This is a genomic window from Kurthia sp. 11kri321 (genome assembly GCF_001534765.1).
Lineage (GTDB): Bacteria > Bacillota > Bacilli > Bacillales_A > Planococcaceae > Kurthia > Kurthia gibsonii.
Genome location: NZ_CP013217.1, coordinates 734,567 through 756,154, shown reverse-complemented (window position 1 = coordinate 756,154; position 21,588 = coordinate 734,567). Strand labels below are relative to the sequence as shown.

22 protein-coding genes, 1 riboswitch and 1 other annotated feature are annotated in these 21,588 nt (G+C 36.0%); of the genes, 4 read left to right on the top strand and 18 right to left on the bottom strand.

Annotated features, from left to right (window positions below; translation table 11 throughout):
- Positions 1 to 32: 32 nt before the first annotated feature.
- Positions 33 to 238, bottom strand: a binding site (T-box leader).
- A 53-nt stretch (positions 239 to 291) separates the two neighbouring features.
- Positions 292 to 1,464, bottom strand: a complete 1,173-nt coding sequence (locus ASO14_RS04000; RefSeq protein ID WP_068457278.1) for an MDR family MFS transporter — start codon at positions 1,462 to 1,464, stop codon at positions 292 to 294.
- A 186-nt stretch (positions 1,465 to 1,650) separates the two neighbouring features.
- On the opposite strand from ASO14_RS04000, the gene ASO14_RS03995 reads away from it, so the two are divergent.
- Positions 1,651 to 2,619 carry a tRNA modification radical SAM protein MnmL/YtqA gene (locus ASO14_RS03995; protein ID WP_068451722.1) on the top strand — a complete coding sequence of 323 codons (969 nt, stop codon included), beginning with the start codon at positions 1,651 to 1,653 and terminating at the stop codon, positions 2,617 to 2,619.
- Positions 2,610 to 3,185 carry a tRNA 5-(aminomethyl)-2-thiouridylate-methyltransferase MnmM gene (locus ASO14_RS03990; protein ID WP_068451720.1) on the top strand — a complete coding sequence of 192 codons (576 nt, stop codon included), beginning with the start codon at positions 2,610 to 2,612 and terminating at the stop codon, positions 3,183 to 3,185. The genes ASO14_RS03995 and ASO14_RS03990 overlap by 10 nt, the downstream gene beginning before the upstream one ends.
- Positions 3,186 to 3,230: 45 nt before the next feature.
- On the opposite strand, the gene ASO14_RS03985 is transcribed toward ASO14_RS03990, so the two are convergent.
- The 8 genes from ASO14_RS03985 to ASO14_RS03950 all read right to left on the bottom strand — a co-directional run bounded on the left by ASO14_RS03985 (position 3,231) and on the right by ASO14_RS03950 (position 9,959).
- Positions 3,231 to 3,653, bottom strand: coding sequence for an OsmC family protein (locus tag ASO14_RS03985; protein ID WP_068451717.1), 423 nt, complete (start codon positions 3,651 to 3,653; stop codon positions 3,231 to 3,233).
- An 11-nt stretch (positions 3,654 to 3,664) separates the two neighbouring features.
- Entirely contained in the window at positions 3,665 to 4,414 is a 750-nt protein-coding gene (locus ASO14_RS03980; RefSeq protein WP_068451711.1) for an amino acid ABC transporter ATP-binding protein, read from the bottom strand.
- Between the two features lie 10 nt (positions 4,415 to 4,424).
- Positions 4,425 to 5,066: an amino acid ABC transporter permease gene (locus ASO14_RS03975; protein ID WP_068451709.1), complete on the bottom strand. Its 642-nt coding sequence runs from the start codon at positions 5,064 to 5,066 to the stop codon at positions 4,425 to 4,427.
- A gap of 17 nt (positions 5,067 to 5,083) precedes the next feature.
- The gene (locus ASO14_RS03970; RefSeq protein WP_068451706.1) at positions 5,084 to 5,890 is read right to left on the bottom strand and encodes a substrate-binding periplasmic protein; all 807 of its coding nucleotides are present in this window, start codon (positions 5,888 to 5,890) and stop codon (positions 5,084 to 5,086) included.
- An 18-nt stretch (positions 5,891 to 5,908) separates the two neighbouring features.
- Complete coding sequence (locus ASO14_RS03965; protein ID WP_068451703.1) at positions 5,909 to 6,520, bottom strand: TetR/AcrR family transcriptional regulator; 612 nt, start codon at positions 6,518 to 6,520, stop codon at positions 5,909 to 5,911.
- Positions 6,521 to 6,683: 163 nt separating this feature from the next.
- Positions 6,684 to 7,301, bottom strand: a complete 618-nt coding sequence (locus ASO14_RS03960; protein WP_068451700.1) for a MerR family transcriptional regulator — start codon at positions 7,299 to 7,301, stop codon at positions 6,684 to 6,686.
- A gap of 122 nt (positions 7,302 to 7,423) precedes the next feature.
- Positions 7,424 to 8,860, bottom strand: a complete 1,437-nt coding sequence (locus tag ASO14_RS03955; RefSeq protein WP_068451697.1) for an alanine/glycine:cation symporter family protein — start codon at positions 8,858 to 8,860, stop codon at positions 7,424 to 7,426.
- Positions 8,861 to 9,158: 298 nt separating this feature from the next.
- The gene (locus tag ASO14_RS03950; protein ID WP_068451691.1) at positions 9,159 to 9,959 is read right to left on the bottom strand and encodes an alpha/beta hydrolase; all 801 of its coding nucleotides are present in this window, start codon (positions 9,957 to 9,959) and stop codon (positions 9,159 to 9,161) included.
- Positions 9,960 to 10,077: 118 nt separating this feature from the next.
- Here ASO14_RS03950 and ASO14_RS03945 point away from each other — a divergent pair, with 118 nt between their 5' ends.
- Positions 10,078 to 10,593, top strand: a complete 516-nt coding sequence (locus tag ASO14_RS03945) for a gamma carbonic anhydrase (RefSeq protein WP_068451689.1) — start codon at positions 10,078 to 10,080, stop codon at positions 10,591 to 10,593.
- Positions 10,594 to 10,773: 180 nt separating this feature from the next.
- Here ASO14_RS03945 and qoxD read toward each other — a convergent pair whose 3' ends face one another.
- From qoxD to metK, 6 genes are all read right to left on the bottom strand, one after another.
- Entirely contained in the window at positions 10,774 to 11,055 is a 282-nt protein-coding gene (qoxD, locus tag ASO14_RS03940; RefSeq protein ID WP_068451687.1) for a cytochrome aa3 quinol oxidase subunit IV, read from the bottom strand.
- Between the two features lies 1 nt (position 11,056).
- Complete coding sequence (locus tag ASO14_RS03935) at positions 11,057 to 11,659, bottom strand: cytochrome (ubi)quinol oxidase subunit III (RefSeq protein WP_068451683.1); 603 nt, start codon at positions 11,657 to 11,659, stop codon at positions 11,057 to 11,059.
- A complete protein-coding gene (gene qoxB / locus ASO14_RS03930; RefSeq protein ID WP_068457275.1) occupies positions 11,659 to 13,626 on the bottom strand; it encodes a cytochrome aa3 quinol oxidase subunit I in 1,968 nt (655 codons plus the stop codon). Before qoxB ends, ASO14_RS03935 begins: the two co-directional genes overlap by 1 nt.
- Before the next feature lie 76 nt (positions 13,627 to 13,702).
- Entirely contained in the window at positions 13,703 to 14,638 is a 936-nt protein-coding gene (qoxA, locus tag ASO14_RS03925) for a cytochrome aa3 quinol oxidase subunit II (RefSeq protein WP_068451680.1), read from the bottom strand.
- Positions 14,639 to 15,846: 1,208 nt separating this feature from the next.
- Positions 15,847 to 16,149: a hypothetical protein gene (locus tag ASO14_RS03920; protein WP_068451673.1), complete on the bottom strand. Its 303-nt coding sequence runs from the start codon at positions 16,147 to 16,149 to the stop codon at positions 15,847 to 15,849.
- A gap of 258 nt (positions 16,150 to 16,407) precedes the next feature.
- Positions 16,408 to 17,604, bottom strand: coding sequence for a methionine adenosyltransferase (metK, locus tag ASO14_RS03915; protein WP_068451670.1), 1,197 nt, complete (start codon positions 17,602 to 17,604; stop codon positions 16,408 to 16,410).
- A gap of 253 nt (positions 17,605 to 17,857) precedes the next feature.
- Positions 17,858 to 17,975, bottom strand: a riboswitch (SAM riboswitch).
- 267 nt (positions 17,976 to 18,242) lie between these two features.
- Between metK and pckA the strand changes: the two genes are divergently transcribed.
- Positions 18,243 to 19,829, top strand: coding sequence for a phosphoenolpyruvate carboxykinase (ATP) (gene pckA / locus ASO14_RS03910; RefSeq protein ID WP_068451667.1), 1,587 nt, complete (start codon positions 18,243 to 18,245; stop codon positions 19,827 to 19,829).
- Positions 19,830 to 19,906: 77 nt separating this feature from the next.
- On the opposite strand, the gene ASO14_RS03905 is transcribed toward pckA, so the two are convergent.
- The 3 genes from ASO14_RS03905 to ASO14_RS03895 form a co-directional block, all read right to left on the bottom strand.
- Positions 19,907 to 20,242, bottom strand: coding sequence for a GIY-YIG nuclease family protein (locus tag ASO14_RS03905; RefSeq protein WP_068451663.1), 336 nt, complete (start codon positions 20,240 to 20,242; stop codon positions 19,907 to 19,909).
- A 17-nt stretch (positions 20,243 to 20,259) separates the two neighbouring features.
- Positions 20,260 to 21,015 (bottom strand): DUF2087 domain-containing protein, encoded by a 756-nt coding sequence (locus tag ASO14_RS03900; RefSeq protein WP_068451662.1) that lies wholly within the window; start codon positions 21,013 to 21,015, stop codon positions 20,260 to 20,262.
- 122 nt (positions 21,016 to 21,137) lie between these two features.
- Positions 21,138 to 21,587, bottom strand: a complete 450-nt coding sequence (locus ASO14_RS03895) for a hypothetical protein (RefSeq protein ID WP_068451660.1) — start codon at positions 21,585 to 21,587, stop codon at positions 21,138 to 21,140.
- Between the last annotated feature and the right edge of the window lies 1 nt (position 21,588).

Here is a 21,588-nt window from a genome sequence, read left to right as displayed (position 1 = left end):
AATGACGGAAAATAAAAAGTCCCGTCCCTTGAAAAAGGGACGAGACATATAATTCCCGCGGTACCACCCAAATTAGTGAAAACACTCAACTTGAATCCTTATCGCGGATTAACGGCGTAGGTCAATCATTCCTATGCAGACTCCCAAGGCAAGTTCGATTCCATCCGTTATTAGCTCCCACCAACCGCTAACTCTCTAAAAACTTCCGTTATCTACTACTCCTGATCTTCGTCCTATTAGTATAATGCCTTTATTTTATCTGAAAAGCCTTAAAATAACAAGTCCATTTCTTTAACTCGTTACTTTCTTCCTTTTAAGTGGAAAATCGTAGAAGAAGAATGGAATTGCCGCAAGGAATAGAATACCGATTAATACGATAAACGTCACTTGCATACCATAAGCTTGCGCAAGTACACCACCTACAACCGGTCCTAGCATACGCCCGAATGTCGCAAAACCATTAATCAATCCTTGGAAGAAACCATCTTTCCCCTTTGGTGCGAGCACACTTGCCAATGTTGGAACGACTGGCCAGATGAACATTTCACCGAATGTTAGAATGACCATTGCGACAATAAACATCGTGAATGTTTTTGCAAAAATTAATACAACAAACGACACGATGAAAATGGATAAACCAAATAAGATTTGTGCTTTATAACGCCCTTCTAATTTGCGTACAATTGGTGCAATTAATGGCTGACCAAGAACGATTAGGAAGCCATTCACAGCCCAAAGTGCACTATATTGTTTTAACGATAAACCGAGATCTTGTGTATAAGTTGAAATCGTTGATACCCATTGTGAGTACACAAGCCATCCAAGTAAGAAGCCGACACCTAAAATACATAGCGCAATGAGTGGTGCACGATTTTTCAACTCACCTTTAGGTAATGCTGCTGTTGGACCATACGCATCTTCTGTTTGGATTTTTTTGAACTTGAATGCAATGCCTAAGAAAAGAATATACATAATTAAGTTGGCAACAAATAAATAATCAAAACTATACGAAGCTACAACACCTGCTAATACAGGACCCACTGCTACTCCAAGATTTTGCGCTAAGTAAATGGCATTGAATCCTTTTCGGCCACCTTCTGGCCACGCAACACCAACAAGCGCGAACATACTTGGAAATACAATCCCGCCACTAAAACCAATAAGTGCAAGTAGCCATACATATTGCGGCCATCCATGCCAAATCGTTAAAAGTGCGAGACCCACAATCGTCAAAATAATACCAAATAAAATCGTTTTATAACCGCCTATTTTATCAAATAAATAGCCGCCGAGTAGATTCCCTACTACGCCAGCTGCTGCATTTAACATTAATACAAGCCCTGCTACTGTTAAACTCTGACCGAGGTGGTCATGCAGATAAATTGTATTCATTGGCCATAAAAAAGAGTTACCTGTCGTATTTACAAGCATTCCGATTACTAAAAGCCAAACTGTTTTTGGCATTTTCATGCATAAACCCCCTCCTATAATCTCAAAATGAGATGATATCTATCTCGTAATATTAAAGGAGAAATCACCTCGATACAACCCCAAATATTCCGATTTCCGAAAAATATTTTAACAAACACTTTTTAGCATATCGAAAGCATTTCATGTTAAAATAAATCGTTAGAGGAGATGACAGAAACAATGACAGAAAATCAATTTCCTTTCCCTTCAGATGGAAAGCGATATTATACATGGAATCGTTACTTACGCAATGAATTCGGTTCAAAAGTATTCAAAGTAGCACTTGATGCTGGGTTCGATTGTCCAAACCGAGATGGTACTGTAGCATTCGGCGGTTGTACATTCTGTTCAGCTGCTGGTTCAGGTGACTTTGCAGGTGATCGTGTAGATCCAATCGACGTACAATTTGCTAAAATCAAAGAGAAGATGGAGCATAAGTGGAAGGGTGGCAAAACGATGGCCTACTTCCAAGCCTATACGAATACACATGCACCACTTCCTGTATTAAAAGAAAAATTTGAAGCAGCGCTTGCATGTGAGGGTGTTGTCGGTCTAAGTATCGCAACGCGTCCAGACTGTTTACCAGATGATGTTGTTGAATATTTAGCCGAGTTGAACCAACGTACTTATTTATGGGTAGAATTAGGTTTACAAACAGTACATGAAAAAACAGCGAATTTAATTAATCGCGCGCATGACTATCAAACATACGTTGAAGGTGTTAATAAACTCCGGAAACATGGTATTCGTATTTGCACCCATATCATTAACGGTCTCCCTCTTGAAGACTACGATATGATGATGGAAACAGCACGTGAAGTAGCCAAGCTAGATGTACAAGGCATTAAAATTCATTTACTTCATTTATTAAAAGGAACGCCACTTGTCAAACAATACGAAAAAGGCCAATTGGAATTAATGGACCAAGATGCCTATACGCAACTTGTTGCAGACCAATTAGAAGTCATTCCACCAAGCATGGTCGTACAGCGTATTACAGGTGATGGACCGATCGATTTAATGATTGGACCAATGTGGTCAGTGAATAAATGGGAAGTATTAAACGGTATTGATGCAGAACTTGCAAAACATGATAGTTGGCAAGGTAAGCACTATGTACCTGCGGAGATGACGTCTTCATGCGATTAGAACGTGTTTTACAATATGCTAAAACTCTATTAAGAGATACAATCGAAATCGGTGATACAGTTGTCGATGCCACTGCTGGTAATGGACATGATACATTATTCTTAGCTGAACTTGTTGGCGATACAGGTCGCGTCTATGCATTTGATGTACAACAACAAGCTGTTGATGCGACAATGAATCGTCTTGCGGAAGCTGGTGTACAAGCAAGATGTGAAGTCATTCTTGATGGACATGAACAAGTAGCCAACTATGTATCTAAACCGATTAAAGCAGCTGTTTTCAATCTTGGTTATTTACCCGGTGCAGCACATGATGTGATTACAAAACCTTCTACGACGGTGGCAGCACTTGAATCACTGCTTCAACAACTCGTTGTAGGCGGTATGATTGTCTTAGTCATTTACTACGGACATGAAGGTGGTAAAGAAGAACGTGACCGCGTACTCGATTACGTCGCTTCTCTCCCTCAAAAACAAGTCCATGTACTGCGCTATGAATTCATCAATCAACAAAATGATCCACCATTCGTTATCGCACTTGAAAAAGTAAAAGAATTTCCTAAATAAAAAGGAGGCATTCACTCAATTGAGCGATGCCTCCTTCTATCTTATTTATACTTCTTCAACTTGTTCACCATTTAAAATAAGCGAATGTGTAATTTCTGCTTTTAATGAAGCGGAAACCGCACAATATTTTTCTTCACCTAATTTAATCGCACGCCATACTTTTTTAGCTGTAATATCACCATCAACTGTGAACGTAATATGTGCTTTTGTAAAAGCAGTTGGCATTTCCTCTTTACGTTCACCATCTACTGTAATATCTAATTTTGTAATTTGGTCTAAATGTGGTTTTAAAATCATCGTCACATCAATACCAATACATCCTGCTAAAGCACTCAATAACATCTCTGTTGGTGTTGGTGCAGATGAATCGCCACCATATTTTTCAGTGGCATCCATTAACATCGGAAATCCTGAATCGCCTTTTGCTTCAAAAGCACGTCCACCTTGCCAAGTTGCTTGAATTCTCATTTCTATTCCTCCTAAAATTCGTTTACTTTACGAATAAATTGTTGTGCACGTTCTGTTGTTGGTTTCGTAAAGAACGCTTTCGGGTCTTGTGAATCTTCTACAATTCGACCATCTGCCATAAAGACGATACGATCGGCAACATCACGCGCGAAATTCATCTCATGCGTCACAATCACCATCGTCATACCGTCTTCAGCAAGATTCTTCATAACACGTAGTACATCGCCTACTAATTCAGGATCTAGCGCTGACGTAGGTTCATCAAATAACATCAATTGTGGTTCCATCGCAAGTGCACGCGCAATCGCAACTCGTTGTTGTTGACCACCCGATAATTGCGAAGGATAGTTATCTAATTTCTCAAGTAACCCGACTTTGTCAAGTAAACGCTCTGCACGTACTTGCGCTTCTTCTTTTTTTAATTTTTTTACAACAATTAAAGATTCCATCACATTTTCGATGACCGTCTTATGCGGATATAAGTTGAACTGTTGAAATACCATTCCCGTCTCTTGACGAATCCCATAAATCATTTGCTTTAACTCTTTTTTATTCATATTGGCTTCAACCGTATGTTGACCGACTGTAATTTTACCTTCTGTTAAAATTTCTAGACCATTCAAACAGCGTAAAAATGTACTTTTCCCAGAACCTGAAGGCCCAATTACTGCAACTACTTGATGTGCTGGAATTGTAATCGATAAATCATGTAATACTTCTAGTTCATCAAATTTTTTTGATAAATGTTCTACTGTAATCATATGGACACTCCTAATAAACGGATAAACGTTTTTCAACTCGGTTTAAAATGAATGTGAAGAACACACTCATCGCCCAATACATTAAAGCAATCATAATGTAAAACGGCATATATACATAATATTGCGCGACTAATAACTGAGCCGCGCGCATTAATTCCGTTACAGCAATTGCTGATACAAGCGATGTTTCTTTTAACATACCGACGAATGTATTCCCAATTGGTGGAATAGCGTAGCGAACTGCTTGCGGAATAATGATTCGCTTCATCGCCTGTCCTTCTGTCATACCTGATGCAACAGCTGCCTCTAATTGTCCTTTTGGTACAGACTGTAAAGCACCTCGGAAAGCTTCTGCGATATACGCTGCAATATTAATACTTAACGCGATACAAGCTGCTACAATGGATGGTAATTCAATACCATAATCACTCAATCCATAATAAACAATGAAAATTTGAACAAGCGGTGGAGTACCTCGAATAATCGAGACATAGAATCGTGCAATATTACGTAAAAATGTATTGCCTTTTACACGCATGATGGCAATGATTAAACCTAAAATTAAACCAAAAAACATTGAAACAACGGTAATCAATAATGTATAGTAGGCACCTTGTAAAAGGAAACGCCAATTATCTAGTACGAGCTCCATATTTAGTCCCTACCTTGCTATTTTGTATATTCTGCTGGTGGTTCTTCGTTAAACCATTTTTTATAGATTTTTGTGTATGTTCCGTCTTTCTCCATATCATTTAACGCTTTATTTAATTGATCCACTAGCTCTGTTTGACCTTTTTTCACTGCGATACCAGCTTTATCTGATTTTAAAGCTCCACCAACAGCTTTAATTTTATAGCCATTTTCTTCAACAATCGGTTTTAAAGCAAATACGTTATTAATCGTTGCATCAATACGTCCAACATTTAAATCTTTTAATGTTGTGATAACATCGTCATACGTATTAATTTTGAATTCGCCTACTTTTTTCATTAAGTCATTACGAAGATATGCTTCATCGTTTGTACCTAAACCTACACCGATTGTTTTCCCTTTGAAGTCTTCTGCTGATTTAATCGTTGTATTATCATCTTTTACGATAGCTTTTACTTCATTTGTAATATATGGCTCTGTAAAATCAACTTGTTTTTTACGATCATCTGTAATCGTTACTTGGCTTACTAACATATCAAACTTCCCTTTTTGTAAGCCCGGAATCAATCCTGAAAAATCTTGTGCGACAAACTTCGCTTTTTTATCTAAACGTTTTGCAACTTCTTTTGCAATATCAACATCAAAACCTGTATATTGCTTATCTTTATCTAAGTAGTTATAAGGTGCATATGTCCCCATAATCCCTACTGTTAATTCTTCTTTTTTCGATACATCCTCTTTACTCGTATCGTTTTTTGATCCACAAGCTCCTAGTACTAATGCAGATGCTGCTACAAGTGATGCTAACCAACCTAATTTTTTCATCTATAATTCCTCCCTTTTTTAAACACCAAAAATGCCAAAAAACTCAAAGTGAACCGTCTGTTGAACGAGTTCCTCTAACGTTAACTCTTGAAATGCTGCTTCATGATCCACCCAACGACTTAGTACACCCTCAATTAAACTCATAATAAAAACCGCTAATACTTTTGGATTTTTATGTTCTGCTATCATATGAAATTTTTGTGCTTGCTGAATGTTATGCACAAATGCTTCTTCCATATTCTTTTTAATGCGCAAAATTTGCTGTTGTAATAATTCTTCTGATGATAAGCCTTTAAAAAGTAACATTGTAAAAAAGCGATTTTCTTCTGCAAAGTGAAACAGTGCTTCAAATAATCGAGTAGATGAATTCACTGACTGCTCTACTGGAACGCGTGTATTTTGAAATCCTAGTGAAATCATTTGCAATATTTGCTGATTCCCTCTTTCTAAAATATAGAGCGCTATTTCTTCTTTACTTTTAAAGTGCCAATAAAAAGTGCCCTGTGATACACCTGCTAACGCAACTATGTCTGAGATTTTCGTCTTCGTATAACCAACTGTCGCGAATTGTTCTAATGCAATCTCAATCAATTGCTGCTTTCTTTCTTCTCTCGTAATCCGCTTTGTCATCATCACCAATCCCCTAACTGATTCATCAGTCAATTAATTCCTATGGAAATACTATAGTTTATATTATCTCGAATTGCAACTATTTATTCCGATAAATTTAATAAGATTTTAATGTAATCAAAATAACCCACGAGATTTTAAAGGAATCTCGTGGGTTATTTTTTCATTTTCTTTTAAATAAACCTTTCATAAAGCCAGTCGGCTCTGGTTCAACCTCTTGTACTTCTTCTTTCAATTTTTGAACGGTTAATTTATTTAACACTGACATGATTGCACTATTTTGTGATTCAACGCGGTCCAACTGGCGTTTATAATCCACTTTTGGCTCTTCTAATTGATGCTTCATCATACTCATTTCTTCTTTTAACCATTCATTTTGTTGGTGTTGCATTTGTATAAGTTGTAGCAATTGTGCATTTTGCGCTTCAATACCTTGAATATGATCTGCCAGTAATTCCATTGTTTTTGATAAATCATCGTATTTTTCAACAACTTGTGTATGATACTCTCGTTTAGCTGGTAACATCTCTGCATCTTGCACAATCGTATCATCGCCAATAATAACAGCTGCTGCTTCTTTTAATGTCATGCCTTTTTCTTGATGCAACTGTTTATAATTTTGAAAAACATGTACATCTTCTTCCGTAAATAAACGATAATTTCGGTGATCTCGCTTTACATGGTAACCACTATTTTCTAATATCGAAATATAATGCTTGAGTGAAGATTTCGTTACGCCAACTTGTATAGCGAACTCGGCAGTACCGAACATTTTTTCCATAATAATCAAATTCCTTCTTTCTTTACAAAACTATCTCTATTCTCTCAAAAATTATATTAAAATACTATGATTACACAATAAAAAAAGAGAGACGATTACGTAAATCGTCCCTCGCTCATTATTTATTTCTCCCAAAATGTCGCATTTTTAATCCCAACTTTTCGTGGGTCAAATACAGGATCTAGCCCCATACGTTTTTGTTGTTCATAATCTTTCAAAGCAAGAACGGCTGGTTTTGCCATAAATAGTATCGCAATGACGTTCACCCATACCATAATCCCTAAACCAATATCTCCAAGCACCCAAGCTGCCGCTGCTGGTCGTACAGCGCCAAAATAAGTAGCTAAAAGAATAACAATCTGTACAACGCGCACACCGATTTTTTGTTTTTTACCATCAAATAAATACGCCACATTCGTTTCAGCAATATAGTAGTAAGCCATCGTTGTTGTAAAGGCAAAGAAGAATAGAGCAAAAGCTACGAAGATTGTACCAAAACCTGCAATTGGGAATGCTGCATCTACAGCATGTTGTGTGAAGGCTGTTCCTGCTTCTACACCAGGTAGATGTTCTACAATAAATGTTCCCTTGCCATCATCTTCTTGTACATTGTACATACCTGTGAACAAAATCATAAAGGCTGTTGCTGTACAAACTAAGAATGTATCCAAGTAAACTGAAGCCGCTTGTACTAAACCTTGTTTTACAGGGTGTGATACTTCTGCTGCTGCTGCTGAATGTGGTCCTGTACCTTGACCAGCTTCATTCGCATAAATACCACGCTTTACACCCCAAGCAATGGCAGCCCCTACCATACCACTAAACATTTGCTCAGCACCAAAAGCACTTTTGAAAATTAAAGCGAAGATGTATGGCACTTCTGAAATATTCATTGCAATGATGATTGCGGCCACTAAAATATATGCAATCGCCATGAAAGGAACAATAATTGAAGCAGCAGTTGCGATTCGTTTTACACCGCCAATAATGATTGCACCTAAAATTACACAAACTACTAAACCAGAAACCCATTTTGGTAACTCAAATGCATTGTACATCGCATCAGCAATCGCATTTGCTTGAACGGTTGGTTGTAAAAATGACATAGCGATTAATGCTGCAATGGCAAAAATCATACCTAGCCAACGTTTACCTGTGAACTTATGTATGTAAAAAGCAGGGCCACCACGATAAACACCGTTTTTCTCTTCTTTATAAATTTGCGCAAGTGTCGACTCAACGTAAGCTGTGGCTGAACCAATGAAAGCAATTGCCCACATCCAGAAGATTGCACCAGGTCCACCGAAAGCAATCGCTGTTGCTGTCCCTGCAATATTCCCCGTCCCTATTCGACCTGATAACGCCATTGTCATCGCTTGGAATGATGAAACACCTGCATCTGATTTTTTGCCTGTGAAAATTTGACCGAACATATCTTTTAAGAATCGAACTTGTACTCCCCTAGTTCTCACAGTAAATATAAGTCCCACGATGAGAATACCGTAAATCATCCACGGACCCCAGAGTAGTTCATAGATGGTATTAATGATTGCTTCCATGTAAATCCTCCTAAATACGAACATTTTAAATATAAAACATATTAAACGTACGTTTTTGTCAATTACTATATTGTTCTATTATATAAAAGTATTATGTCTTTTTAAAGAGATAGTTCTACATTTTTTCGCTCACTCATACATTTTTCCTCTAATTGTACTTTCAGAGAATACAATTAAGTCATTTTTAAACCTTTATTTTATGTGTTTTATATATATTTAATATTTTTGTATTTCTAGAGTAAACTACAGAAAAAAGAAAAGGAATCATGCCACTTATAAAACGTGACATAATTCCTTTTTAAACGATATACCCTATTGTTCGTAGTCTGTTCAAAATAAAATCTTCTGTATATTGATAAATCAAATCACGTTCTGGTTCTTGGAACAAATCATGATAACAGTTCGCCCACTCTTTGTAAGCATACTCAGATAATTTCTGTTTCTCCAACCATTGACGATTGTATTGAATATCAATAATTTTATCGCTCTTTCCATTCATCATTAAGACAGGTATGTCTTTAAAATGATTTTCTAATTGATAAATGGCTTTCATAAATTGTTGAACATCATGGTACCAACGAATGGTTACATTAGAGTTGTAATAAGGGTCTCGTCCCATTTCTGTATAAAACTCATAACTACGTGATAAAAGCTTCGTATTCATCTCATGATGCATTTTAAAGCTCCCTGCAATCTTACTCACTCCTTTTAAGGCTGCAGCGAATTTTGATGGTTGATGCTGTAAATGTAGCCAAGGTGACGTCAAGATGGCTCCTGCAATCTCATATTTAAATTCACCTACTGCATACATCGCTAATGTTGCCCCAAGACCATGCCCTAAAATAAATAATGGTAAGTTATATTGTGTCGCTTCATAAATCATTAACTTTATATATTTTTCATATTGTTTTAAATATTCATCATGGGCGGATTTCACTTTACTTTCTTCACCATGCCCAGGTAAGTCCCCTGTGATCACATGAAAACCTGCTACACGAAATTTTTCAATTAACCATGCGTATCTTCTATGATGTTCATACGCACTATGTACGATTACAATAACTGCTTTTGCATGTCCGTCTGCTTCCCATTTCCACATAAACTTCTCTCCTTCATAGTACTCATTCTTATTGTAACGCATTCCTCTACTTTTTCGTTCCATAAATCCATGATGTTTGATACGATTATGTTACAGTTCAAAGGAAAGAGGGATGAATATGTTATACCCATACAAGGGAAAAGAACCAAAAATTGATCCGACTGCTTTCATCGGTGATAATGTTGTTATTACAGGTGATGTGACAATTGGAGAAGGTTCATCTATTTTTTATAATACTGTGATTCGTGGTGATGTGTCATCTACAATCATTGGAAAAAAGGTAAATATTCAAGATTTATGCTGTTTACACCAAAGTCCAGCTCATCCATTAATTATTGAAGACGAAGCTTCAATTGGACATCAAGTAACACTTCACAGCTGTCATATTAAAAAAGGGGCTTTGATTGGTATGGCTTCGATTGTTTTAGATGGTGCTGAAATCGGCGAAGGTGCTTTTATCGGTGCTGGTAGTCTTGTAACACAAGGTAAAGTGATCCCACCGAATACACTTGCATTTGGTCGCCCTGCGAAGGTTGTACGTGAATTAAATGAAGAGGATAAAAAAGATATGCAGCGCATTTTAAACGAATATTATGAAAAAGGACAATACTATAAATCTGTTCAAAAGAAATAACCTTAGTATTTTTATACCCTTCACTTCTTTTTTTTAACATTTAAAATACTATTTCCTAAAAAAACTAAAAGAAGGTGCTTCTCTTAAACTAGCATCTTCTTTTTATTATTTATACTATCAAAAGAAAAAACCAGCCTTCCTAGGGGGATACCCGAAAGGCTGGTTTTATTCTTCTGTAAATTAGTATCCCCAGATCATAGCGAATAATGAACCGAATACTGTTACTAAACCAATAACTACTGAATATAGTGTAATGACGTAAATTGAACCTTTATCGTCTGTTTCACCAATATGCATGAATAGTACTAGTTGCAATGAAGCTTGAGCAAGTGCTGTTACCCAAAGAATAACTAAACCTGCTGTTAATGATACATCAAACTGCACAACGGACAGTGCAGCGATTGTTAAAATGATTGATCCAATAAACCCAAGGACATGTTCTTTTGGAAATAATTGTGCCATTTTACATCATTCCTTTCAAGTAAATAAAGCTGAATAGGAAGATCCAAACAACATCTAGGAAGTGCCAGTATAAAGAGAAGATGAACGCTTTATTGGCAGTACGCTTATTAATACCGTGCTTAGCAACTTGAATAATAATCGCAATTCCCCATAGTAAACCAAACGATACGTGGGCACCGTGAGTACCTAGTAAAGTCATTAAACTTGAAGTAAATGCACTTGTTTGAATCGTAGCATCTTCGTGATAGATATAAGTGATAAACTCATCTACCTCTACCGCGATGAATCCTGCACCAAGAATTAATGTAATGATGTAGAATACGATCATTGGTTTAACACGGCCTAAACGCATTGCGTGAACACCTAAACCAATTGTGAAACTAGATGTTAAAAGTAAGAATGTTTCTAGAATTACTGGTGGTAATTCAAAAAGGTCAACGCCTGTTGGACCTGAACCTGTACGGTCAACTAATGTGAAATACGCTGTGAATAAAGTTGCGAAAAGAACAATTTCTGCGCCTAAGAATACCCAGAAACCGAAGATTTTCAAATCATTTTCTTCACCTTGGTACTCCAATGGCACTGAATTATTATGTTTTGACATTATCGGTCACCTCTCAATTGACGCTCTGTTTCTTTTAGCTTACGCTCTGTTTCTTCGATTTCTTCAACATGGATATGACGACCATTATCAATTTCAAATGAACGGTAAGCCATGAATAGTAGTGTCACAATACCTAAGATAATTGCGATACCAATTTCGTTGAATACGAAGAAGAATGATGCTAATCCCATAACAACTGATTGCCAGAATGGCGCGGCAGAGTCATTAGGCATATGAATATCTTTAATTTCGCCTGCTTGTAAATCGCGGCCTTCTTTTTTAGCAAACCAGAATTCATCAAGACGAGAAATTTTTGGAATAACTGCGAAGTTATACTCAGGAACTGGAGAATGAGTAGCCCATTCAAGTGAACGACCATCCCATGGATCGCCAGTAACTTTTAATTCTTCTCTGTGACGAACACTGTAGTAGATGTTGTAGCAAAGCGCTAAGAAACCAAGAGCTAATACTAATGCACCAATGAATGAAATCATGTTTAATGTACCATAGCCTGTTTCAGCTGAGTACGTGTACATTCGACGGGCGTAACCATCTAAACCTAAGATGAACATAGGGAAGAATGTTACGTTGAAACCAATTGCAATTAACCAGAAACCAACTTTACCGATTGAATCTTTAAGTTGGAAACCGAAGATTTTAGACCACCAGAAGTGGTAACCAGCTAGTACACCAAATACTGTACCAGGAATTAATACATAGTGGAAGTGGGCAACTAAGAATAATGTATTGTGATATTGATAGTCAGCACTTGCCATTGCTAGCATTACCCCAGTAACCCCACCGATTGTGAAGATTGGAATAAAGCCTAAAGAATATAACATTGGTGTTGTGAATGTAATACGACCATGACGCATTGTTAATAACCAGTTGAAAATTTTAACCCCAGTTGGAACTGCGATTAACATTGTAGTGATTGAGAATACGCCGTTTACTGCTACGTTTTGACCCATTGTGTAGAAATGGTGAGCCCATACTAAGAATGATAGTAACGAGATGATGATCATAGAAGCAACCATCGAACCATAACCGAATAAGTTTTTACGAGCAAATGTAGAGATTACCTCACTAAATACACCGAATGCTGGAAGAATTACGATGTATACCTCTGGATGTCCCCATACCCAGAAGATGTTCGCCCAAAGCATGTCCATACCGCCATCTTCTGTAGCGAAGAATTTAGTACCGAACTGGCGATCCATTGTCATCATTACAAGTGCTACTGTTAACACTGGGAATGCAAATACGATGATAATGTTTGCGATGAATGATGACCAAGTGAACATTGGAACTTTCATCCATGTCATACCTGGAGCACGCATTTTCACGATTGTTGTTACAAAGTTAATCCCTGTCATTAATGTACCTAGACCCGAGATTTGTAGTGACCAAGCATAATAGTTATTGTTTACGCCTGGGTTAAATTCAATACCTGCAAGTGGGAAATAAGAAGTCCAACCTGCGTTTGGAGATCCACCAATGATGAATGAAACGTTAATTAACACTGCACCCATTGCGAATAACCAGAAAGATAATGCGTTAAGACGTGGGAATGCTACGTCGCGCGCACCAATTTGTAGTGGAATAACTACGTTGAACAAACCAAATAAGAATGGCATTGCTACGAAGATAATCATTAACACACCATGTGTACTGAAAATCTCATTGTAGTGTTCAGAGTTTAATAATTTATTATCCGGAACAGCAGTTTGAGCACGCATTAATAACGCCTCAACCCCACCTTTGAATAACATTAGTAATGCTACGAAAATGTACATTACGCCGATTTTTTTATGGTCTACTGTCTTTACGTAGTTAGTATATAACCAACCCCATAACTTGAAATATGTTAGACCTGCAACTACTGCGATTACACCAACTAAAATACCGATCGCCGTACCCATGATCAGTGGTTCTTTAAGCGGTGCAAATACTTCACTCATTGTCATTTTGGTAAACAATTTGGTTAACTCCTTTCATACATCTACTATTTAGTAAATAACATGTTGTATCAATGTAATCGGATTATTCACCGATATCGTCCATTTCTTCCATGTCGTGAGAATCTAAATCTAAATTACCATTTTGAGCTTTTTTAGATTCATTATATTTCTCAGCATCCATCATCTTAGAGTGATCCATAGGTGGTGAAGAGAAACCTAAATGAGTAGAAGAGAAGCTCTTACGTCCAACAACACTTGCTTTAAGTAAGTTACTGAACTCTTTTTCTGTTAATTTTGGTTCATTTGCTTTTACATCTTTAACCCACTGATCGAATTCACCTTGTTTTTGAGCAGTGATTTCGAATTGCATTGCCTCGAATCCTTCACCGTTGAAGTTCGAGTTACGACCCCAATAGTCTCCCTCGTGGTCTGCTGCTAAATGGATTGTTGTTAACATGTCTGTCATCGCATATTTCTGACCAGCTAATTGTGGAACCCAGAAACTTGTGATTGTACCATATGAGTATAAACGGAACTCAATTGGACGATCTGTTGGAATATGTGCATAGTTTACAGTTTCAATTCCTTCTTCAGGATAACTGAAATGCCATTTCCATTGTGATGATGACGCATAAATTACTAGAGGTTTCTTGTCTCCGTAACCTTCTGGTTTACTTTCTACATCCTTTAATGTGATGATTGTTACAACTGATAAGAAAGCAACTGTTAGGATTGGAATAACTGTCCAGAAAATTTCTAGTTTGTGGTTACCTGCTTCGTGTGGTGGCTCATAGTCCGCCGCTTGTTTTCCAGCACGGTATTTAACTAACATATTGATTAATAAAACATAGACAACTGCTAATACACATAACATTGTCCCGATAGAGATCCAGATCGTGTTCGATAATGTTTGTGCGTTAGGTCCTTTTGGATTTAGTACCATTAGTGGTTCACATCCAGATAAAAACACTGCTAACAAACCTGCAACGATTGGCATAATTAACACTTTTTTACTCATGTTGTACTCCCTTCTAAAACAACCTTCTTTTAATTTAAGTGCAGAATGTTGAATGGATATTGAAGTGTTTCCCCCTAACCTATTCTATGTAGAATAAGCAAGTTTATGAACTGCTGAGATGATTGAACATTTTTTACTCTTATTCGTCTTAATCATTGAGTCGTTCTAATTTCTTTTATAATTGCTATAGAACGAAAATAAGTTAAACTAAAACGATTGTTAAGACGAAGTATAAGACGAGTAAAGCAACCCAAGCTCTCTAACCCTCTTCTTACACTAAGAAGCATTCAACCTTCTTTTCAATTCAAATGAATTATAAACCTAATATCTACCGAAAAGAATAAAAATATCTATAATTTCACATTTTCTTTGAAAGTTTTTGAACGTTCTGTGGACGACTTCTATTTCTAGCAATTTTCAAGCACTTTTTAGTTACTTTAGAACTATATAATTACCTTTTAATAACTTAATTAGTTTTCATAAACCAATATTTCTTTTGCAACTTTTTATAAATTCTAGAATACACTGCAAAAAATAGGTCGTTCTTACACGAAAAACTCTTGAAAATGGAAAAAGTCACAAACAAACGACATAAACCTTACAAAACCACAGTCTATTCGTTTGAATTGTAAATCTTTTCGATTGAAGGAGTTTACTCATATATTATATAGGAAAAACTTCTTACCCATTATAACATTGTTCTTCTTTTCTTCAATACTCAATTCTAAATTCAACTTCTTCTAAAATAGTCTGTAAAATCTGGCTTTTAAATAGAGTTTCTTCTATTTAAATAGTACATATGCTACTATACGTATTTTTCTTATTCACCCCCCTCTATTTTCATACGCATATAAAATATCAGACCATACCTCCTTATTCATTTTTTACCATCTCCATTATTTTCCCTTATTCCATAATTTTACTCATAAAACACCTAGGAATTTTCAATCAAAATACAAAAAGAGCGTAAGATAAGAATGTTTTTAATACAGTAAATCCCGTATAGTTTTTCGTAACCATACGGGACTATCCATTAGTGTCAACTTTCATTTTGCAAAGCGAATAGAAATAAGCAAGAAAAAATGAAACAGCTTATTGTAAATCTTATCACTATATCGAATAGCAGTTGTGAGAATAGCTTGAATTATTTTTTATATGTTCAAATGATTTAATTTTAGATACTTTGATTTTACTCTATTAGAGTATTTTTAAATCGTTTTTCTTAGTACACTTTCCGGAAAATAGACACGGTCAGTTTGACGTGAGCCATCTGGTTGGACATTATATTTTATATAAATCATCTTACTCAACATGTTTTGAAGTGTATTTGTTAATAAATCTTTTTTATTTTTTTCTGTTACTTCACAGTAAATCAACTTATTCGTGCCAACACCATTGTTTACATATAGTGTAAACAAAACAGATGAATTGAAATAATAAAATATATTTTTACGAATGGTTATATTGATTGTGCCATTTGCATTAAATATTTTCGCATGCTTTTTACTCATCTTAAATGTATTTTTTCGATTAATGTATTCGACCAATTCATTGCATGAATCGGATCTTTTCGTAAATTATAAAAAAACATTCGACCGAATAATTACTTAGTTGTGTAATTTTTTATACGAATATTTATGCGTACCAATCGCGCATAGTATATTTGAAAACTCATTCTTACACTATTTTATACTGCTAAAAATTGATGTGAAAGATAAAAAAATGGCAGGAGTTTCATGTTTTTGCATGACTCCTACCATTTTACTTTATTATTTTAAAAGTTTTGCTTTTAATGCATCTGCTTTGTCTGTTGCTTCCCATGGAACATTTAAATCCGTGCGTCCAAAATGACCATAAGCTGCTGTTTGTTTATATATAGGACGACGTAAATCAAGCATTTTAATAATACCTGCTGGACGTAAGTCAAATAATTCACGAACAGCTTCTACAAGTTCTGCTTCTGTTACTTTGCCTGTGCCGAATGTATCGATTGCGATTGATACAGGTTGTGCTACACCGATTGCATATGCTAGCTGTACTTCTGCTTTATCTGCAAGACCAGCAGCTACGATGTTTTTCGCTACATAGCGCGCTGCATAAGCACCTGAGCGGTCAACTTTTGTAGCATCTTTACCAGAGAATGCACCACCACCATGACGTGCATAACCACCGTAAGTATCAACAATAATTTTACGACCTGTTAAACCTGCATCACCTTTTGGTCCACCAATTACAAAGCGACCTGTTGGATTAATAAAGTATTTTGTATCTGCATCTAATAATTCAGCAGGTACAACTTCCGCAATCACATGTTTACGAAGGTCTTCATTGATTTGTTCTAATGTTACTTCCTCATCATGTTGTGTTGAGATAACGATTGTATCCACACGTACAGGGTGGTTATTTTCATCGTATTCTACCGTTACTTGTGTTTTACCATCTGGACGTAAATACTTTAATAATCCTGATTTGCGAACTTCTGTTAAGCGACGTGATAATTTATGCGCTAGGCTAATTGGTAGCGGCATTAGTTCAGGTGTTTCATTATTTGCATAACCGAACATTAAACCTTGGTCGCCAGCACCGATTGCTTCGATATCTTCATCTGTCATGCTTCCTTCACGTGCTTCTAAAGCTTGGTCAACACCTTGTGCGATATCAGGTGACTGTTCACCGATTGCCACAAGTACAGCTAGGTTTTCTGCATCAAAACCATATTTACCACGTGTATAACCGATTTCTTGAACTGTTTCACGAACAATTCCTTTAATATCTACATACGTAGATGTTGTAATTTCTCCTGCTACTAACACAAGTCCTGTTGTAACAGTTGTTTCACATGCTACACGAGCATTTGGATCTTTTGCGATGATTGCATCTAAAATCGCATCTGAAATTTGGTCACAAATTTTATCAGGGTGTCCTTCCGTAACACTTTCTGATGTAAATAATCGACGTTGAGCCATAATTGGTTTCCTCCTATACGAGATCGCCTCGAAAAAAGATACGGTACTCTTTATCCATGTGTGTTTCTTCTATATAAATGTAGAAAAAACTCCAAGCCAGCCTATGCTGCTTTTTACACGAGGATTTTTTATAGAAAGTGCCAGTATATACGTAATAAAAAGGTAGTTGTTCCACCACCATATATTTTGAAATAAAAAAACCCTCTCACTCATACAGTATGAGAGAAAGGGGTTATTTCGTAAGCACCTTTCACTCTTATCGTTCAAGGAATGAATCCTTGCATTCAGATTAGCACCAGCGCATCTCGTGAAATGAAATGCAGGTTGCCGGGTTTCATAGGGCCTGACCCTCCACCAGCTCGGGATAAGAGTATCCGTTCATAGCCTATGTTAGTAGAATTATACGTCGATGTCAACCTCAATCTGAATATGACTTAAATGTTATACCTATATATAGAGTGTTTTAAATAAAGTATATATATAATTTGTCCTAAACATGGTAAAATGTTAAAAAAATAAAAAAACATATCATATTAGTATAGACTAATTCTTTTAATGTGTTATACTAATTCCATAAATGATGACTAACCACATTTGTGGGTACAATAAATACGAAAAAAGGATGGTATATACACATTATGAATTCAGTAGAAATGATGAATGAACTGAACACACTTCTATCAGGTAATAACATTAAAGAACAACTAACTGTTCCAGAATTAGTTGAAAAAGCAACATCTCGCGGTGAAGCGATTTTAACAGTTGATGGTGCATTACGTGCTAACACAGGTAAATATACAGGTCGTTCTCCTAAAGATAAGTTTATGGTTGAAGAAGCGTCTTCAAAAGATCATATTGATTGGGGTTCAGTAAACCGTCCAATCTCATCTGAAGTATTTGATGCCCTTTATACAAAAGTAATTAATTATCTTAAAGAAAAAGAAGAAGTGTTCGTATTCAAAGGTTTTGCTGGTGCTGACGCTGAAACACGTTTAGCAATCCGCGTTGTGAACGAATATGCTTGGCATAATCTATTTGCACATAATCTATTCATTCGTCCAACAGAAGAAGAAGCTGCAAACCATATTGCTGATTTCACAATCGTATCAGCTCCAACATTCCATGCAAACCCAGCTATAGACGGTACAGAATCAGAAACATTTATTATGGTTTCACTTGAAAAGAAAATTATCTTAATCGGCGGTACAGAATACGCAGGAGAAATGAAAAAATCAATCTTCGGTATTATGAACTACTTATTACCACAACAAGGTATTTTATCAATGCACTGCTCAGCAAACGTTGGTGAAAAAGGTGATACAACTTTATTCTTCGGACTTTCTGGTACAGGTAAAACTACTTTATCTGCAGACGCAAACCGTAAATTAGTTGGTGACGATGAGCATGGTTGGTCAGATAATGGCGTATTCAACATTGAAGGTGGTTGCTATGCAAAAACAATCAACCTTTCAGCTGAAAAAGAACCTGAAATTTATAACGCAATTCGTTTCGGTACAGTACTTGAAAACGTAGTAGTAGATGAAGAAACACGTATCCCAGATTATGATGATGAAACACCTACTCAAAATACACGTGCTGCTTATCCGATTACGAATATTGATAATATTGTATTACCATCTGTTGCAGGTCACCCAAATACAATCATCTTCTTAACTGCAGATGCATTTGGTGTATTACCTCCAATCTCTAAATTAACAAAAGAACAAGCAATGTATCACTTTATCTCTGGCTTCACTTCAAAAACACCTGGTACAGAACGTGGTGTTGTAGAACCAGAACCAGCATTCTCTACTTGCTTCGGTTCTCCATTCTTACCATTACCAGCAACAGTATATGCTGAAATGTTAGGTAAGAAAATTGATGAACATAATGTTAATGTATTCCTAGTAAACACTGGTTGGACTGGTGGTTCATTCGGTACAGGTACACGTATGAAACTTTCTTATACACGTGCAATGGTTAATGCTGCAATCGAAGGTAAATTAAATGATGTACCAACTGAAAAAGATGCATTCTTTGGTTTAGCAATTCCAACTTCAATTGAAGGCGTACCAACTGAATTATTAAATCCTCGCAATGCTTGGGCTGATAAAGATGCTTATGACATCAAAGCAACACAACTTGCTGGTATGTTCCACGAGAACTTCAAAAAATTCGGTGAAGTAGCTGAAGATATCGCAACAAAAGGCGCTCCTTTAGTTTAAGATTAGTTACACCCAAATATCATATGGTTTAAATAGAAAAGAGGCTCTTTCCCAAAGAGAGCCTCTTTTATTGTTGTTTAATTTAATGAAATTGTATGACCTAATTGACTTGACCACTTTTCCTGCGTTTTTTCCAGAGCTTCTTTCATACCTTGTTCTTCTATTACTTCTTCTTTTAATATTTCTCGAACTACACATTCAAAAGCCGACTCGCCTTGTTCTTTCCATGCTTGTTGTAAGTTTTTATGCATATGTGTTCCGCTATTTAATTGAAAAATAATTCCGTTCAATCGTTTTAGATTATTTAATGAACCGATATATATGTCTCCAGTTTGCTTATTTGTAATCGTATAAATACCTGCTTCAATTTTTATTTCTTTATACTGCTCTTTTAATATTTTTCGTTGATCCATTCCATTCATCTCTTTTCTTATTTTTTCACCCAATAAGCACTACCATCATTTTCTCGGTCTACAAAACCATATTCAATTAAATAACGACGAATTGTTACATAATCCGGATCATATTTAGCAATCGCTGCATTTAATTCTTGCTCTGTATATCTTTTCGTTTGATCAAGCATCGATGTAATTGCGCGTAATACGATTACTTTTTGCTTCTGTTTTTTGGGGAAACGCACTAATTGTCCCTCTAAACCATTCGGGAAAAGTTTTCTTAGTACTTCTTCTTCCTCCTCACGCGTTACATGATAGCGTTCATCTACCATTGTAGCTGTTGCATGGATTGGCACATATTCCACTGGATTCTCCTCCTGTTCTTTTAATAAAGTCATCATCGCTAAAAATGTTTTTGCTTGGCGCTCTTTTTCTCTCAATGCAAAACGATATTGGCGAATTGTAGAGGCACTACCAATCGCTAATTCTTGCTGAATTTGCTGATCTGTTTTACCTTCATAAAAAGCTTTCATTACATGGCTTTGTTGTTCTGTTAACCCCGTCATTTTTTTATTAAGCTGAATAAAATAATGAAAAGGTGATTGATGTTGCGTTTGAATATGAACTTCCATATATTTTTGTGCTTCTAATAAACGCTCATTGTGTGGGTAAATAATGCCCTTTTCAATAACATCACCACAAAAAATACATGTATAGCTTTGTTCATCTTCTATAAAACCTTTTACTAATTGTTCGACAGTCGCCTGCTCAAATATATCTTTCTCCATCATACACCTCCTATTTATATAAACAATATAACATTTTGTTTATAAATTTGTAAACTTAAATTTAAAACGTTTATTAAAAAAGAAGAATTACGCCTAAGCATAATTCTTCCTTTTTAAAAAATTAATTAATCTTGTTCATCTTTTACAAACACGGCATTCGCATTTCCTTCTTGGAAAAGCTCAATGACTGGCTGTGCATCTTCAATCGATATTTGATTAAAAATCACTTCTGTACCATAATCACGAATCTCTAATCTTTCAACACCTTCACAATCTGTAAAAGTCATCATAAACCATTTTAATTTTCGTCCATCATATGAATCATCTCGCAAAAATAAAAAATGTTCCTTTGTGAGTTCAATTGAATGAATATGCACAAGTCCTTCTTGTTGTGTATTCTCTGCTACTGCGTGTAGCTCATGAATTTGCTTAGTTTCTTCATTCCAACATTGTACTTGTACCTCTGCTAATTTCACTGCGTATCGATTCCATAATCGTTCCCAATACCAATAATTTTTTGAAAAAGGTGTATGACCATTTTGATTAATATCAATTTTCGCACGAAAATAACCCACT

Bases quoted from the DNA above. Each gene is read 5' to 3' on its own strand.
- ASO14_RS03980 (WP_068451711.1), bottom strand. From the start codon at position 4,414: ATGATTACAGTAGAACATTTATCAAAAAAATTTGATGAACTAGAAGTA.
- ASO14_RS03990 (WP_068451720.1), top strand. From the start codon at position 2,610: ATGCGATTAGAACGTGTTTTACAATATGCTAAAACTCTATTAAGAGAT.
- qoxD (WP_068451687.1), bottom strand. From the start codon at position 11,055: ATGGCACAATTATTTCCAAAAGAACATGTCCTTGGGTTTATTGGATCA.
- ASO14_RS04000 (WP_068457278.1), bottom strand. From the start codon at position 1,464: ATGCCAAAAACAGTTTGGCTTTTAGTAATCGGAATGCTTGTAAATACG.
- ASO14_RS03935 (WP_068451683.1), bottom strand. From the start codon at position 11,659: ATGTCAAAACATAATAATTCAGTGCCATTGGAGTACCAAGGTGAAGAA.
- ASO14_RS03945 (WP_068451689.1), top strand. From the start codon at position 10,078: ATGTTATACCCATACAAGGGAAAAGAACCAAAAATTGATCCGACTGCT.
- ASO14_RS03975 (WP_068451709.1), bottom strand. From the start codon at position 5,066: ATGGAGCTCGTACTAGATAATTGGCGTTTCCTTTTACAAGGTGCCTAC.
- pckA (WP_068451667.1), top strand. From the start codon at position 18,243: ATGAATTCAGTAGAAATGATGAATGAACTGAACACACTTCTATCAGGT.
- ASO14_RS03900 (WP_068451662.1), bottom strand. From the start codon at position 21,015: ATGATGGAGAAAGATATATTTGAGCAGGCGACTGTCGAACAATTAGTA.
- ASO14_RS03950 (WP_068451691.1), bottom strand. From the start codon at position 9,959: ATGTGGAAATGGGAAGCAGACGGACATGCAAAAGCAGTTATTGTAATC.
- ASO14_RS03995 (WP_068451722.1), top strand. From the start codon at position 1,651: ATGACAGAAAATCAATTTCCTTTCCCTTCAGATGGAAAGCGATATTAT.
- metK (WP_068451670.1), bottom strand. From the start codon at position 17,604: ATGGCTCAACGTCGATTATTTACATCAGAAAGTGTTACGGAAGGACAC.
- qoxB (WP_068457275.1), bottom strand. From the start codon at position 13,626: ATGACAATGAGTGAAGTATTTGCACCGCTTAAAGAACCACTGATCATG.
- qoxA (WP_068451680.1), bottom strand. From the start codon at position 14,638: ATGAGTAAAAAAGTGTTAATTATGCCAATCGTTGCAGGTTTGTTAGCA.
- ASO14_RS03905 (WP_068451663.1), bottom strand. From the start codon at position 20,242: ATGGATCAACGAAAAATATTAAAAGAGCAGTATAAAGAAATAAAAATT.
- ASO14_RS03960 (WP_068451700.1), bottom strand. From the start codon at position 7,301: ATGGAAAAAATGTTCGGTACTGCCGAGTTCGCTATACAAGTTGGCGTA.
- ASO14_RS03955 (WP_068451697.1), bottom strand. From the start codon at position 8,860: ATGGAAGCAATCATTAATACCATCTATGAACTACTCTGGGGTCCGTGG.
- ASO14_RS03920 (WP_068451673.1), bottom strand. From the start codon at position 16,149: ATGAGTAAAAAGCATGCGAAAATATTTAATGCAAATGGCACAATCAAT.
- ASO14_RS03985 (WP_068451717.1), bottom strand. From the start codon at position 3,653: ATGAGAATTCAAGCAACTTGGCAAGGTGGACGTGCTTTTGAAGCAAAA.
- ASO14_RS03970 (WP_068451706.1), bottom strand. From the start codon at position 5,890: ATGAAAAAATTAGGTTGGTTAGCATCACTTGTAGCAGCATCTGCATTA.
- ASO14_RS03965 (WP_068451703.1), bottom strand. From the start codon at position 6,520: ATGACAAAGCGGATTACGAGAGAAGAAAGAAAGCAGCAATTGATTGAG.